The organism is Vibrio cholerae, assembly GCF_008369605.1.
GTDB classification, from domain to species: Bacteria; Pseudomonadota; Gammaproteobacteria; order Enterobacterales; family Vibrionaceae; genus Vibrio; species Vibrio cholerae.
On record NZ_CP043554.1, the window covers coordinates 2,022,919 to 2,037,855 of the forward strand.

The 14,937-nt window shown below is 44.3% G+C and carries 11 protein-coding genes; 3 read left to right on the forward strand and 8 right to left on the reverse strand.

Annotated elements, in window-relative coordinates:
- Positions 1 to 145 precede the first annotated feature (145 nt).
- From vpsQ to vpsL, 6 genes are all read right to left on the reverse strand, one after another.
- Positions 146 to 580 carry an exopolysaccharide biosynthesis protein VpsQ gene (vpsQ, locus tag F0316_RS09390; protein ID WP_032475494.1) on the reverse strand — a complete coding sequence of 145 codons (435 nt, stop codon included), beginning with the start codon at positions 578 to 580 and terminating at the stop codon, positions 146 to 148.
- On the reverse strand, positions 559 to 1,230 hold the full coding sequence (gene vpsP / locus F0316_RS09395; RefSeq protein ID WP_233447418.1) for an exopolysaccharide biosynthesis protein VpsP: 672 nt from the start codon (positions 1,228 to 1,230) through the stop codon (positions 559 to 561). Before vpsP ends, vpsQ begins: the two co-directional genes overlap by 22 nt.
- 32 nt (positions 1,231 to 1,262) lie before the next feature.
- Entirely contained in the window at positions 1,263 to 3,476 is a 2,214-nt protein-coding gene (vpsO, locus tag F0316_RS09400; protein ID WP_000147060.1) for an exopolysaccharide regulatory tyrosine autokinase VpsO, read from the reverse strand.
- A 24-nt stretch (positions 3,477 to 3,500) separates the two neighbouring features.
- A complete protein-coding gene (vpsN, locus tag F0316_RS09405) occupies positions 3,501 to 4,028 on the reverse strand; it encodes an exopolysaccharide export protein VpsN (protein WP_000978825.1) in 528 nt (175 codons plus the stop codon).
- A 3-nt stretch (positions 4,029 to 4,031) separates the two neighbouring features.
- Complete coding sequence (gene vpsM / locus F0316_RS09410) at positions 4,032 to 5,228, reverse strand: exopolysaccharide biosynthesis beta-barrel protein VpsM (RefSeq protein WP_000433343.1); 1,197 nt, start codon at positions 5,226 to 5,228, stop codon at positions 4,032 to 4,034.
- A gap of 70 nt (positions 5,229 to 5,298) precedes the next feature.
- Complete coding sequence (vpsL, locus tag F0316_RS09415; RefSeq protein WP_001891523.1) at positions 5,299 to 6,696, reverse strand: exopolysaccharide biosynthesis glycosyltransferase VpsL; 1,398 nt, start codon at positions 6,694 to 6,696, stop codon at positions 5,299 to 5,301.
- 489 nt (positions 6,697 to 7,185) lie between these two features.
- Here vpsL and F0316_RS09420 point away from each other — a divergent pair, with 489 nt between their 5' ends.
- Both F0316_RS09420 and F0316_RS09425 read left to right on the forward strand, forming a co-directional pair.
- Positions 7,186 to 7,791: a hypothetical protein gene (locus tag F0316_RS09420; RefSeq protein WP_000805820.1), complete on the forward strand. Its 606-nt coding sequence runs from the start codon at positions 7,186 to 7,188 to the stop codon at positions 7,789 to 7,791.
- A 175-nt stretch (positions 7,792 to 7,966) separates the two neighbouring features.
- Positions 7,967 to 9,283 (forward strand): O-antigen ligase family protein, encoded by a 1,317-nt coding sequence (locus F0316_RS09425; RefSeq protein ID WP_149560436.1) that lies wholly within the window; start codon positions 7,967 to 7,969, stop codon positions 9,281 to 9,283.
- A 168-nt stretch (positions 9,284 to 9,451) separates the two neighbouring features.
- Here F0316_RS09425 and F0316_RS09430 read toward each other — a convergent pair whose 3' ends face one another.
- A complete protein-coding gene (locus F0316_RS09430) occupies positions 9,452 to 12,325 on the reverse strand; it encodes a beta-prism lectin domain-containing protein (protein WP_000200584.1) in 2,874 nt (957 codons plus the stop codon).
- 263 nt (positions 12,326 to 12,588) lie between these two features.
- Here F0316_RS09430 and F0316_RS09435 point away from each other — a divergent pair, with 263 nt between their 5' ends.
- Positions 12,589 to 13,815 carry a right-handed parallel beta-helix repeat-containing protein gene (locus F0316_RS09435; RefSeq protein ID WP_149560437.1) on the forward strand — a complete coding sequence of 409 codons (1,227 nt, stop codon included), beginning with the start codon at positions 12,589 to 12,591 and terminating at the stop codon, positions 13,813 to 13,815.
- Positions 13,816 to 14,014: 199 nt separating this feature from the next.
- Here the strand turns inward: F0316_RS09435 and F0316_RS09440 are convergent, their stop codons facing one another.
- On the reverse strand, positions 14,015 to 14,806 hold the full coding sequence (locus tag F0316_RS09440) for an RbmA family biofilm matrix protein (protein ID WP_001042214.1): 792 nt from the start codon (positions 14,804 to 14,806) through the stop codon (positions 14,015 to 14,017).
- Positions 14,807 to 14,937 lie beyond the last annotated feature (131 nt).

A 14,937-nucleotide genomic window follows, 5' to 3' on the forward strand; every position in this document is an offset into this window, starting at 1 on the left:
TCTGCTAGTTATACCAAAACTACTTGGAGTTGTAGGTAGGCGGCAAGAGAGTGGATCCCCATGAGCATAGATAAACTATGTGATTGGGGTGAACGAACACAACCACCACCGCTGCAGCTTCAAGTAGGTATAGTGAAAAGAGAGCCTAATAAGGCTCTCTTTGCTTACGTTGCAGTAAACCCGCGAGCATAGTGTTGATCACACTCGCCAGTGTCACCCCAATGAAACTGGCTAAGATGTCTTGAATAGAAAAAGTGCGAAGTGGTGTGAAGGCTTGCATACCTTCATCAATCAAACAGCAAATCGCCACCAACAAACCTGTGAATACGACCGGCTTATAGCTGTGGCTCGTGGCAGAAAGCACTCGATACAGCGCCAACGTCAGCAACATGGCTAATAGGCCATGCAAATGGGTGTCTCCACCCACTGCCCTTTCTAATTGGTAAATATAATCGGCATGCCAGCCGGAAGATTTCAACCAAGAAGCCAAAGCCGTTGACAAGGCTAACAAGCCAAACAACACCAAAGAAACTGGACGCTGTTGATAGATTTGACGGCCTATTTTAAGACGCTTTCGCAAATGGAAATCTCTAATTTGGGCTCACGGCGTGAGGCTAAAGTGCAAGCCAGTTTGAACTGATGCGCCGATTTTAGGTAATCCGCCAAAAGGTGTCGACTGTTTTTGCCGTCTAGTCCGCGCGCCAGATGTTCAATCACCAACCACTTTTGTTCACTATCCCACTGTTTCCAGTGTGCTAACCCCACCTGCGAGATGGCAATATTCACGGCTGGTGTATACGGCCCATACCGGTCAGCATTGCGCATAAATTTATCGAGAGAGTCCTTGCTCGAATGAGGCTGCGTTGCATCGTGAGCAGATAACTGAGCTTCAATCTTTAACAATTCAGCCCAAGTGTCAGGCCAAGTTGGGCGCCGCTCGGCGCTGTACAGAAACGCGGTTTTAGCCGCATGCAACGCTTGCTGCGTATCTTGCTCCTGAGCAAGATACGCTTGCCACTGAAAAATCCGTCCCTGTAAGAAATAATACTGCGGATGTTCAGGGCTATACTCAATCGCACTCTGGATAGCCTTGTGCGCATCATCCACGGCCGAGAGCGTCGCCGGAGAATGATTCCAAGCTAGCAGAGCCTTCTCAGCGGTAACACCATACAAGGAGGCGATCCCTTGCTGGAAGGCGAAATAGATCACCCACAACGCAGAACTCGCCACCCCGACACGCCATCCATACTGAAAAAAAGCGTTCACTTTGCCGCGCCCGATTTCGTCTCTTCGCCATAGTAAGCTTGGTAGTGATAATAGCCGCTGTAGCGTGAAGCCTTTTTCGCATTAAGACGATTGAGTATCACACCATCAATACGACTGCCCTGCTGAGTCAATTTACCCACCACATCCCGCACGACTGGCGTTCGAGTATGGTTGGCATCAATCACCAAAATCACCGAGTCCACGTATTGCGCCAACATAAAGCTATCGCTCACTGCGAGACAGGGTGGTGTATCAATCACAATACGTTGATAGCGAGTACGTAAATCGGCCAACAGTTCACTAAATTTGCTTGAAGAGAGCAGCTCTAACGGGTTGGAGGCATAAACACCCGCAGTGAGAATATCGAGCCCGGATTGCTCATCATGGTAGACGCAATCTTCTAAGCTTTGCGTGCCATTGAGTAAATTGGTGACGCCCGGTTGTGAGCCAGAAATGCCAAAACGGTGCGCAATCGCCGGTTTGCGTAAATCACAGTCAATCAGCAAGGTTTTTTCCATTTGCGCCAATGACAAGGCCAAGTTCAGGCTAGATGTCGTCTTCCCCTCTCCGGGTAGACAAGATGTAAGCATCACGACATGCTGATCTTGATTGACATGCGCAAGCAGATAGCTGGTCCGTATCGTACGCACCGCTTCGGTTAGCTCACGCAGTTTCTCATCAAAATAGGCTTTCGCATCCAGTTTGCCACGCTGTTTACGTACCACAGGAACAACGCCCAATAAACTCAGTGCCAGCTGTTTCTCGACCTGTTTGATGTCGGCAAAGGTATCAGTCATCGCATCAGCGATAAACGCCACTACACAAGCAAAACCAAACGACACCACAAAGGCAAGCAATACAATCAATTTTTTATTGGGTTTACTCGGCGCTAACGGTGCACTGGCTTGGTCAGTAAAGCGAGCGATCGTGGTATTAAAATCCCCCGAAGCACTGGTCTCTTTTTGACGCGCTAAAAACAGGTCAAACAATTCACGGTTAGTTTGTACTTCGCGCTTCAGCTCAGAATACTTAGCATTTTTTACCGTCAGGGTCTGGAACTCAGATTTACGCTGATTAAATTCCGTTTGTAATGACCGCTCAGACTGTTTGGCCGCTTGCAGCTCGTTATTGATACCATTTAACAGCTGTCTCAGCTCTGCACGCAGATTTTTACGCACCGCTTCTAACTGTGCTGATGCCGATTTCAATTTCGGGTGTTTAGGGCCGTAACGCTTAGAAAACTCAGAGACTTTCCGCTCAGCATCCACTTCAGCGACTTTCAAATCACGGATGGTTGGGTGATTGGAAATTTCAGGAATCGACGACAAAGCCGTCAAGTCACTGTCATTTTTACTGTAGCTGTTCGCCACTTGATACAGGGTTTCCGCGGCCACGCGGCGATCACGCGCTTTGTTCATCTGCGAAGTCAGCTCTTCCAACTCTTGCGTTGCGAGCCCTTCAACACCTTGCACATCAACCAAACCTTCCGCTTGCAAAAACGCTTGTAACTTAGCTTCCGATTCTCGTAATTGAGTACGCAGCTCTTCCATACGGGTATTTAGCCAAGTATTCGCCTTTAGCTCTACCTCTAACTTGGCTTCCAAATGGCTGTCCATATACACCCGCGCAATCTCATTCGCGATTTTCGCCGCCAACTTAGGATCACCTGCGGTGTAGTAGATATTCACCAACTGGGTTTTGCGGATCGGGCTAATCTCCATTCCGCGTTTGAACTTATACAAGATCAGCCGATTTTGGCGATACGCTTCCAAATCAGGATCGGCGACAGTCTCTTCCTGCTTAAATCCCTGTAGGAATGGCATCCACTCTACCAAGCGTTCTTTTAAGCTTGGAGAAGCGTCGCTCTCTGGGCTTAAGTCGAATTCAGGATCGGAGGCTAAATCAAGCCGTTCAATGACTTCTTGAGCGATCGTGTCAGATTTGAGGATCTCAATTTGGGTCAGGTAATACTCCTGACTTTTGGTATCGAGCCCATACACTTCTTCAATGGATACCGCTTTCGCTTGCGTCGATTCAATCAAAATAGTCGCACGCGCTGTGTATTCTGAGCGCATTGAGAGCACGAACAGTAAGGTGATCGCCGTCACCATCACGGAGAAAAGTAAGATGCGCCACTTATAGTTAAGTAGCACATTAAAATACTGACGAATATCGATCACTTCTTCTTGAGTGAATTGTTTGCCTGTCATCTTGTGTACCGTTACACCCTAAAATTAAAAGAAGCTTTCGGCGACTGTCAGTATGTCACCGGGTTGAAGTTTACTCAGCAATGTGGCTTTGGTCGGTTTGGCTTCCGGATCGTCACTACTGGAGATAAACAGATTGGTTTTTGAGGCACGCTCCGTAAACCCACCTGCAATAGTGATCGCTTTGTTCACCGTCAAACCGGGATGATAAGGATAACTTCCAGGCTTCATTACCTGACCATTCACAAAGAAAGGACGGTATTCCAAGATCGAGACGGAGACATTAGGGTTGATCAAATAACCATCCAGCAAACCATCGTGAATCGTGGTTTTGACTTCTTCCAAGGTTTTACCTTTCAAGCGAATTCGGCCAAGGAAGGGATAATCAATGTTGCCGTTGTCACTCACCCGCGTCTCAAATGAGAGTTCGGGCTCATCATAGACTTGAATACGGATCTGATCGCCAACACCGAGACGATAAAAATCGTCATTGGCGACAGCCAATGACGGCCATACCAATAGGCACAGCAAAAAAGAGAGTAGGTACTTCATCATGGGTTACATCACGCCCTGAACAGACAGGTAATACACATTTTGACTATAGCTTAACGAGTCGATATTGGAGTCTTTCCGCTCACGTCCTACACCCAACTCAAAGGTCAGCCAACGGCGAAAATCATAGCTGGCACGTAAACTTGCATTCGTCGTTTCATCATCACGATTCGATGCCGTGTAGTCTTCCTCTAAACGCGTTAATGCGGCTTCAGTCGTCCATTGGGTATTCCAATTGTGTGACCAGTTGACTTGATAGGTCGCTGCGTCAATCGCGTCACCATCGCCATCAGAGTCGGTCGAACGTCGATTGGTCACCAGTTGGAGCGCTGAGTAGGTGCGAACCAGATAAGTCACATCCACATCCCATGAAAAAGAGTCAAAGTCTTTACGGCTGGCTGCATCAAAATCTTTTTGCTGGTAACCAAGCTTTGCGTTGCCTCGCAACTTACCTGTGGCATCCCAAGAAGCACCGAGATAACCAAAGTAGTGATTATTATCTTTGCTGCTGGTTCCCGGTGCGATCAGGTCATAACGACGAGAGTTAGCAATCACTTGCGCGATAAACGAGGTGCGCGGTAATGCCTGATAATAAAAAGTGGAGTTAAAGCGCAGCTCATCCCAATCCTGATATTGAGTAATGGTGCGGTTATTTTGATAAGTAAAATCTTGCCAACCGATATTGGTTTCAATCCGACCAATCGCTTCTGTTGAACCAAAACCATACCCAAGATTGGCACTGTGGCTCTCATATTGGTTGTAATCAAGTCCGAGTGTCGTATCGTTCTCGCCACGGCCTTCATGGGCTAAAGCTAAGTTATACTCAAACCCAATGCGGTGGCGGGAGTTCAATTCCCAATCACTGGTCAAATCAAGGTAGTGATCGGTAAAGTTATCTTGTTGAGAACTAAAATACGTTCCGTTGCGAAAACGGTATCCCAATTGGGTTTTACTGCTTTGCGGCTCGACTATAAAACCGACTCCCGATTCAATCACCGAGAAGGCCGAGCTGTCTTGCTGCTGGTTTGATTTGGCCAAGTTATCGTTATAGCCCGTCGAAAGATTAAGAAACGGCACTACCGCCATCCCAGATTCCGTCACGATAGGATTCGGCGTTGGCTTCGCAACCCCTAATGGCGCATAAGTCACAGCCAGCGTGACCAAGCTGGCTGAAAAAAGAGAAGTCAGTTTAATCGGTTCCATTTGCCTGCACTTATTTAAATCGATATTTATTCAAGAGTAGCACTCGCACTTGCGACGCAAGTGCCCTGTCTTAATACGCGTTTTTTCCAACAAATCCTTTGAAAATAGTCAGGAAGACGATTTTCAGATCAAACCACAGCGACCAGCGATGAATGTAGTCCAGATCGAACTGCACTCGCTTCTCCATCTTGTCGAGCGTATCAGTTTCACCACGCCAACCATTGATCTGTGCCCATCCAGTAATGCCGGGCTTCACTTTGTGACGCAGCATGTAGCGATTCACTATGGTGCGATATTGCTCGTTGTGCGCAACGGCATGTGGCCTTGGCCCCACGATCGACATACTTCCTTGCAACACATTGAAAAACTGCGGTAATTCATCCAGCGATGTTCGACGAATGAACGCACCAAATCGTGTAACTCGTGGATCGCCTTTGGTAGCTTGCTGCACATGAGTGCCATTATCCATCACTCGCATACTGCGAAATTTCCAAACTTGGATTGGCTTGCCATCTAAACCATAGCGGTTTTGTTTAAAAATGATGGGGCCAGGCGAGCTCAGCTTAACGCCAATAGCGACGGCCAATAACACTGGGCTGATCAAGAGCAAAATCAAGCTGCTCAGCACCAGATCTTCAAAGCGTTTCACCCAGTTGAGCAAACCATTAAAGGGGGTATCAAAAATGCTAAACGCGTTGACATCACCAATCGTGTACCAGCGTGAGTGCAGTAAATTAAAAGTAAAAAAGTCAGGCACTATGTAGGTATTGACCGTACTGTCCGAAAACGCATCCAAAATTTGGTTGATACGGCGCTGCGCTTGCATCGGCAAAGCAATATAGACATTTTGCACCTGCCCAGTTTTCGCAAGGCTTAATGCATCATTGATATTGCCCAGCACAGGCGCCCCCTCTTTAAGGCGCTCAGGCGCACGGTCATCATAAAAACCTTGCATCACAATCCCTAGTTCAGGGTTTTTGAGCAGATTATTTGATAACTCTTGCCCTTGAGTAGTCATACCGATAATGACCGCGTTCTTGGTATGCAGACCCTTTTTGTGCATGTAGTGAATGGTCGCAAATGCCAATACACGCCAACCAATCAAGCCAATAAAAGAACCGACAAACCAAGCGCCCATCACCATGCGAGAAAACTCGATCCCCGTTTTGGAGAAGTAAGCCAATAGGGTCAAGCTAGCGATGGTCGCAGCCCAACAGAATGCCGTATGTAAAGAAAGTGAACGCAGCTTTGCTGTTCGCCAACCACTGTAAATATCTAAACTTTCTGCAATGTAGGAGTAAAAAAGCACCCCTAGCAAGGCAACCGAAATATAAGACATGGTAACAACATGCTGATTCGACTTAATCGATATATACATAATTACTAATATAAAAATGCTATCAATTAATCGGTAGAAAAATTTACCGTGATAGTTAGTAATGCGTATTCTGCTTTTTTCCTTCATCACTAGACGCTCCTAACCGATGTAAGATTTCCCGAAGAATAATTGGAATGTATTAAATTCTTTTTTAAAGACTACATCTTTATCAATAGAAATATCTGCATCAATTCTAAGACTGAATAAAAATAAAAAACATGATGAAACCAATTGAAAACAACCAAGTTTCATATAATCCAGTGTTGGCATTAAATTAAAAAAATAAATATAAAACAAACACTTAATCAAATAAAACCTTGAGACTCACTTATTAACCACCATGAAAATAAACTTTAGTTTACTTTTATGATGGTTAATAGGTTAATCAAAACAGATAAATAAAAACGAAAGAACCAATTTAAATAAAAATAAGATTTGTATTACATTTTGGATTTACATTGAATTATTTTTGAGAAAAGTAAAAAACAAATTATTTAACAAGCCACATAGACCAGCCGTGATTTAAAATACCATAAAGAAATAATATGTATCGTTTATCGAAAGGAAAAACAGAACAATATGAAACCCGTACCGTTACCACTAGTGCTATTGATTGCATTTTTTCCTAGCATGAATGCATTCGCAGAATCTGAAATAAACACTACCGCTTCATTTGATCCTGCTCTATGTACACAAGAGAGTCAGTTGAACAGCGCTTTAAATCAAACTACCGATCTACTGACAACGGTGGCATCACTCATGGTGACATGTCCTGAGAATGCCGTGCAAATCGCAGCCCTTGCGAGCAACCTAAATCCGTCACTAACACGAGAAATTTATCTCGTGCTTTTTAGTGATGTTGTGGATGACCAACGAGTACAACTCGCCGTTGACGCAGTGCGCAGTATCGTTCAAGAACAACGTGCCGATGTGGTACAAGCCGCGATTGAAAGTGCTCCACAAGAGCTTGCTCAAGCGATCGTTGATGCCGTTGCCGAAGCTGGGTTGATGGACCCTACCGAGATTATCATCGCCGCCATCGCGGGAGGTGCCGACCCAGGTTCAATCACTGAACCAACCGCGGCAGGTATTGCTACGCCACCACCAATTGCATTGGCTCCGGGCTTAACCAATACCTTTGGAACAGGTAACGGTAATGGTGGTGGTACTGCATCACCAAACTAACCCACATCACTGACTTGATATTCCTACCATACAGCGCGGAAACACCGAATCAACGCAACCGCGAGTTATGAGCCGGCCATGACATGGCGGAGCAAGTTGAAGGATTTCCCTCATTACCCACTTAAATCGATAGAATTTTTAAGTGGGTAAACTGCTATTTTGAGCCACCGAATTTATGCTTTCGTTTCACAAAACTCTATTTTTCGCTTTTTTACTGTTTGTTTTCTGGTTACCAATCCCTCTTGGCAGTAATCGTCCTTGGGCATGGTCGATCAATGAAATTTACGTAGCCTTCTTATTATTAGGCTGTTTGTTTATGCTCCCCGCTGCACAATGGTGGCTAGCTATACAACGAGCGAAAGTCATTCTCATTCCAGTGGCGCTTTTTACTCTATGGTCTTGGGTGCAAAGTTGGCCAAGTTTGGGGCTATCATCCGATCAAGCTTTGGTGTTTATCTCTGCCGTTAAATCCTTACATTACCTACAAATCTGCTTGGTTGCCGCGTTATTGGTCGATACCCCTCAGAAGCTCAAAATACTGGCGATCACTATGATCGCAAGTGGTATCTGTCAGGCCTTCTATGCTGGCGTAATCCTGCTGCTCGAATTGCAAACCTCACCGTTTTTTTCCTTACCGTTAAGCCAACGAGCCTCGGGAAGTTTTGTCTATCATAACCATTTAGCCAATTTTCTAATGCTCAATCTCTGTCTTGGTTTTGGTTTGTTGATTGCTGAGCTCAATCAACAAACAACACAAGGTTGGAGAGAGACCCTAAAAAAATTATTAGCGATACTCCTCTCTGACAAAGCATTTATTCGTCTGGGTTTGGTCATTATGGTGATCGCTCTGGTACTCACCCGCTCAAGAATGGGCAATGTCGCCTTTTTTGTCGCACTCAGTATCGGAAGCTTGCTCATCCTTCTCTTCTATAAAACGAAGCCGAAAAGCCTCTATCTGTTGATCGTGAGCTTATTTATTGTGGATGCTTTGATTGTCAGTAACTGGTTTGGCTTAGATAAGGTTCGCCAACGTTTAGCTGAAACCAGTTTGCAAAATGAATCGCGGGATGATGTGGTTAGTGATGCCTTAAACGCCATTCAAGAGCGTCTCCTTACCGGTTTTGGCAATGGCACGTTTTACTCCACGTACCCCTCTTACAATCAAGGCGAAGTGGCGCTTTTTTATGACCATGCACACAACGATTATGTGCAGTTCACCTTGGAGTCAGGCCTGATTGCCACCAGCGTATTTGGCATCATGGTTTTGTTTTGTGCATGGCGGGCTTTGTCGGCCTTTCGCAATCGAACCAATAAAACTATGCGTGGTATTGGCCTTGGCAGTTTAATGGCGATCATCGGGATGCTGTTACACATGAGTGTGGATTTTCCACTGCAAGCCCCAGCCACGGCGCTCTACTTTCTATTTTGTCTATTAATTGCCAATTGGAGCATGACGCTTCCTACCCCGAAATACCGCTCATCCAGAACCTGATTGCTCTTCATCTCCTGCATGTTCACTGCGAAAGTGATGACTTACAGATTAGAAACAATCACTTACGTTCAACGCGGAGTTTAGGGATGACAATAAAAAATACCCCGATGCATCGGGGTATTTTTATTCGCAGTTCAGTAAAGCGATGAGTCGTTAGTCAACTCGAGGCTAGTAGACAAACTGGAAGCCTTCAACTAACCAACCGCCGGTCCATACATTAATCTGCTTGATACGTTTACCTTGCGGCACAGTGTATGTTTCCACTTTCTTATTGCTCGCATAGTGGGTTGAGCCCAATAACACGCTAGAGCCATCCTTCATCGTGAATTTAATCGCCACGATGTGGTAACCACCCCAGTTATAAAGGCCAGAAGTGACCTCCACTGATTGTAATTGATCAAGTGCAATCGGTGCTCTTAACACACCACCGTTAGTGCCTTGCACCGGCCCGCCGACTAAGTTGTTGGCGGTAGTACCAATGGCATCGATCGCAAAACCTGAACGCAGATACATCTGGTTATCCGCCGTCACGACACGTTGCGATTGTTGAGTATTTGAGTAACCGAAAATTGGAGACTCACCACCCACTGCAGCGCGTAATGTGCTTGAACGGTACGTATTATGGCTCAACCAACTTGGCTCAACAAAAGTCGGCAAAGTGCCATCTTGATTGATGTTGGTGAGATGGAAAGCATGCTGGTTCCAAATACGAGTCGCATTCTTCCAAGGTTTCGCACTGTCCGCTGATTGGTAAACATAAACCCCGTGGTTAATCGAATATTGGCGATCGAAATCGTTCGCTGCAACGATCAACTCAGCGTTGTTATCACCTTCCAGATCGACCACGATAGGGTATTCCCAAAGTGTTGCCGTGGAGTGCGCTAGCGACGCACGTTCTTTGCCCGTTTTGCCATCTAATACACGCACGCGTGCATGATCTTGCACGAGTACTTCATCGATACCATCGTTATCAAAGTCATACGCAGAGACACCAATTTTACCGCTGCCAGTGTCGTCATTCGCTACAGACCAAACACGCTCGCCTTTGCTGTTATACATATCGACAGCGGCATAGCCTGCGTAAACAATCCCTTTTACATCCAGATCATTGGTACCATTTTGCGTAGCTAACTCAAATTGAACACCGTCCAACAACCAACCCGCGGTCCAAGCTTTGATGCCTTTAATTCGGCTACCTGCTGGTACAGTAAAACGCTCGGTCTGCTTGGAATAAGCATAGTTTTTAGAGCCCATAGAAATCACGCTACCATTGCTCATTCTAAAATCGAGCGCTAATAGATGATAACCACCCCAATAGTATTTACCCCAAGTCAGGTCAATCGCTTTAATATCTTTGACGTTAACCGCGGCATTAAGATTGCCTCCCGTACCACCGACTAACGTCGAAGCAGAAGCACCAATCGCATCAATCGCGAATCCTGAACGAACCGAGATCTTACCATCGACGGCCAAAGCAATCGAAGCAGGATTGTTATTAGGCTGATAACCATAGACTTTTGAGAACTCACTCGTTTCAACGGCTTGAGCTTTACCTAAAAAGTTAGATACCGCCTGCACACCACCACCAGGGTTTGCTGTGTTGTTGATTTCCCATTTAATGGTGCCATCGTGTTCTAGCACAGCAAAACGTGCGTTATCGCCTGTCGCAAAAGTGGCAGGTACAGAGGCCACAATCTCAGGCTCAGCATCATTATCTAAGTTAACTAGCGAAGAGAACCAAACCGCATCGTTCGCTTGATACTGCCAATTGATCGCACCGTTATTTTGAAACAGAGTACCACCCGAAAAAACTTCTTGTTGCTGATCGCCATCGACATCAACGTTGATCGAGGACGGCGCCCAAGGATGATTAAAGACCAATCCGCTGTGGTAGTTATACACACCATCTGCAGCCAGAATTTCTACACTGCCATCGTGGTCTAAATCCGCCAACGTGATATCACCGACAATACGCCAGCCACTTTCTGTCGTTGGGATCTGTTTTTTAATGTTGCCTTGGTTATCCAAAATCGTGATGAATTGATCGCGATTGTTGGTAGTCACAATCTCAACGATTCCGTCACCGTCCAGATCGCCTACCGCTGGCGAATAACGCGCATCCGCGATCACACCACCATTCGCATAGCTCCATAGCTCAGAACCATCCACACCACTTAAAGCACGCACTAAGCCGCCATTGGCGTATTTGTTTCCTTCAAACGTCACTACGATCAAATCTGCGACATCTTTTTCATCAATCTTGCCATCACCATTGTCATCGTTCAGTTGCGCGACAATAGGCGTTACCATCACTTGGTTAGAGTTAGGTTGGAAAGCGCTGCCTTGCCAAGACCACTTAAGTTTCATATTGAGTGCCGAGCTGTCACCGTCATAAGGGACAACGCGCATTGAGCGTGGCTTTGAGAAATCAAGCGTTTCGCCATTGTAGGCTTTGACTGCACGCATTTGCTCGTTCTGGGTGTTACCACCAAACACCGCAAGACGGTTGTATGAAAGGTTATCCCAATCACTCAGCATGACCCCCAAACCTAGAGGTGCTTCAACATCAACCTCATGGCCATAAATGTACGCTGGTAGCGAGTAACCAGAGCGCTCACCCTCTTTTAAACAGAAACGTTCACCCGTTTGACGACTCACAATACAAGCCTCAGGATAAGTTTCAGAAGCCAGTACTCGCATTGAACGTGGTTTAGAAAAATCTAAATAAGCACCGTTGTAGGCTTTGACATTCTTAAGATCTTCGTTACCAGTATAACGATCGAACACCGCCAAACGGTTATAAGACAGGTTATCCCAATCACTTAGCATGACAGAGACACCACTCGGAGCCTGAACATCTACTGGATGAGCATAAATCCAACTAGGGAGGGAGTAGCCCGAGCGCTCTCCCACTTTTAAACAATATTTTTCGCCATTCAGGCGGCTGATAATACACCCCTCGGCTTCATTCGTTGTGGCTTGAGCCACGGTACTACTTAACGACAAAAGACCGACAGCAAGTGCAATATAGTGAGACGTCATTTGTAAGACTCCCTTTACCTTGTGTTAATTTTATTCAAAGCCAGAAACAATATGCATCCGGTTGATTGTTGTAATTATTATTTTAAAACCTAGGAACTGGTATCGCGGATTGCTAATAACAACCTGACGGAATTATCAATACCTGAAAGAGCCATTTCAACACAGCACACCTATTTTCACGCCTCAGTAATGAGACATCTCAAAGTTGAGAAATAAGCCGACTACAATGAATCTCTTTCTCTTTTTCAAGAAGCATTTTCTAGGTGCTGTTATACTTAAATCAATTCAATAAAGAGGGTGGCATCTTGCGTTACATATTTATTTCACTTGTTCTGTTTAGCCCAGCTATTTTTTCAGAGGTTAACTCTCACAATGTCATAGAATATGGCGCCATCGCGAATGATGGAGAGGATGATTCGAACGCATTTCAACATGCACTTAATCAATTAAACAATGGTGATGCCTTAATTATCCCTACAGGAGAATATCAAATTTGCAAAACGCTTTATTTAAAAGAAAAGAATAACATTGAAATTATTGGTTCTATAAACAGTAAATTAAAGAAGTGCCGTTCATTTAATGGGGAATACTTACTCCATATCACCTACACACAAAATCTGAAGATACAAGGCCTCAGTTTTGAAGGACTGAATAATGGTGACCTCAAACCTTTGTGGGGAGAGCAAGGTGTCTACCTTGGCAGCACTAAAGGTACCTTAGTGGTTCAAAATCAATTCGCTCGCTTTGGTGACGCCGCATTGCGCATGACGACGGCAAGTCAGGACCACTCGATACCACCAGGCTCTATGGCAATAAAAGTGAGTCATAATCACTTCGAAGACTGCGCTCAAGTCACTACAACACAAGCGACAGCAGGAACAGAAATGCCCGGTACACAGGATATTATTATTGATAACAATCAATTTAATGCTTGTAAATTAAAATTATCTGCACGCGCAGATACTAGAGGAGCTAAGGTCATTAATAATCAATTTGAAAATATTAATGGTACTTCAAATGAAGTCAGTTATTATTCTGACGTTTATTACTCAGGAAACACATTTTCAAATATCAATGGGTTCGCTATCAACATTTACCCAAACTCTAGAACGGAACAAAATGTTCAGTGGGGAAATATCTCCATTATAGGTAACACTTTTGATACCATCCAACAAGGTATACGTTTGCAAAGCTTTAGCATCAATGACTCAAACAACCAATCCATCAAAAACATTCAAATTAGTGATAACACATTTGAAAACATTTACTTTGGGAATAAAATTGAAAGTCAATATAAAGCCATTATTAGAACCAATAGCCAAGATAATCTCGTTTCTTTCGAACATGTCAATATAACTGGTAATCAATATCAATTAAAACCTTATAGTAAATTCATTTCAATTGATCATAAAAGCAAGTCCATCAATATTCAAAACAATGACAGAATTTATAGTGACCATTATTATATGCAGCACTTTATTAAAGATTGATATATAGCTAATGACTTGGATTGACAAGTAGAGAGACAGTGGGTGAATGGAAGAAGAATAGATCATCGGGATGATTAATGAGGAAAGCGATAAACTCACCCCCTAAAATGCCTCATCACATCATTCACTATAATTTAAATAAGAAAATAAAAACCGCCATAGGCGGTTTTTATACATACGACTAAGTGACTAGGTAAATTTATTTTTTTACCACTGTCATTGACTGTTCCACTCGCTCACCAGAAACAATATCTACAACTTGAGCATTAATTGTGTATTCACCCGCTGGATAGCTTTTATCAAAATTAATGCCACGCACTTTTGAATAAGTATTACCAGAAGCAATAACCCATTTCTCTCTCGCGTTGACAGGAATAATCAAACCATCAGGACCTACCGCAGTCATCCAGAACTCGACGTTAGCTTCTCCCTCTCGGCCATTATTTAAATCAACGGTGAATGGAACAAAACCGCCGGTACTTTCCACACTATTAATGCCAAATTGATTTTTGATATCAATAGTCAAACCATTGAGTTCAGGTAAGCTATTTAAATCGACCCCTTTCACAAATTCTTGGTTGGCTTTAAATACTTCTCCATTTTCTGCAACGACTTGAAGAGAAACAGTATATTTACCATCAGCCATATACTCTGGAACCCAGAAACCACGTGTAACGTTCAACATACGACCATCAGTAAGAGCATCAGACTCTTGCTGCGCTGTATCAACTCCAACTACCGCTTTGGCTGGGAAGTAGATACCTTCTGGACCTTTAATCGATAGCCAGTATTTGAACTTCACTGTTTCACAGCTTTCATTACGGATCCCTAGCTGACTAGAGATGTATCCACCGTTACTTGCCAACTGGTTTTGATTTAATGAAAGATTTGCTTCAATCACTGGCTGTAACTCACAATCCACTTCCGCATAAGAAGCCGTTGAAAATAACAATGCCAAGCATGAGGCCAGATAATAATGACGTTTGTTCATGATAGATCCTTTAAAGTTAGACAACCATTTGTTTTTACAACTGGCGCTAAGGCTAATTCATAACTATAGAAAATACATCCGCTTTTTATTAAAGGATCTACCTTTATCAAATCTAAGACAATTGCATTGGC

Excerpts from the sequence above, each read along its gene's own strand:
- F0316_RS09430 (WP_000200584.1), bottom strand. The coding sequence starts at position 12,325 with ATGACGTCTCACTATATTGCACTTGCTGTCGGTCTTTTGTCGTTAAGT.
- F0316_RS09420 (WP_000805820.1), top strand. The coding sequence starts at position 7,186 with ATGAAACCCGTACCGTTACCACTAGTGCTATTGATTGCATTTTTTCCT.
- vpsN (WP_000978825.1), bottom strand. The coding sequence starts at position 4,028 with ATGATGAAGTACCTACTCTCTTTTTTGCTGTGCCTATTGGTATGGCCG.
- F0316_RS09425 (WP_149560436.1), top strand. The coding sequence starts at position 7,967 with ATGCTTTCGTTTCACAAAACTCTATTTTTCGCTTTTTTACTGTTTGTT.
- vpsO (WP_000147060.1), bottom strand. The coding sequence starts at position 3,476 with ATGACAGGCAAACAATTCACTCAAGAAGAAGTGATCGATATTCGTCAG.
- F0316_RS09440 (WP_001042214.1), bottom strand. The coding sequence starts at position 14,806 with ATGAACAAACGTCATTATTATCTGGCCTCATGCTTGGCATTGTTATTT.
- vpsM (WP_000433343.1), bottom strand. The coding sequence starts at position 5,228 with ATGGAACCGATTAAACTGACTTCTCTTTTTTCAGCCAGCTTGGTCACG.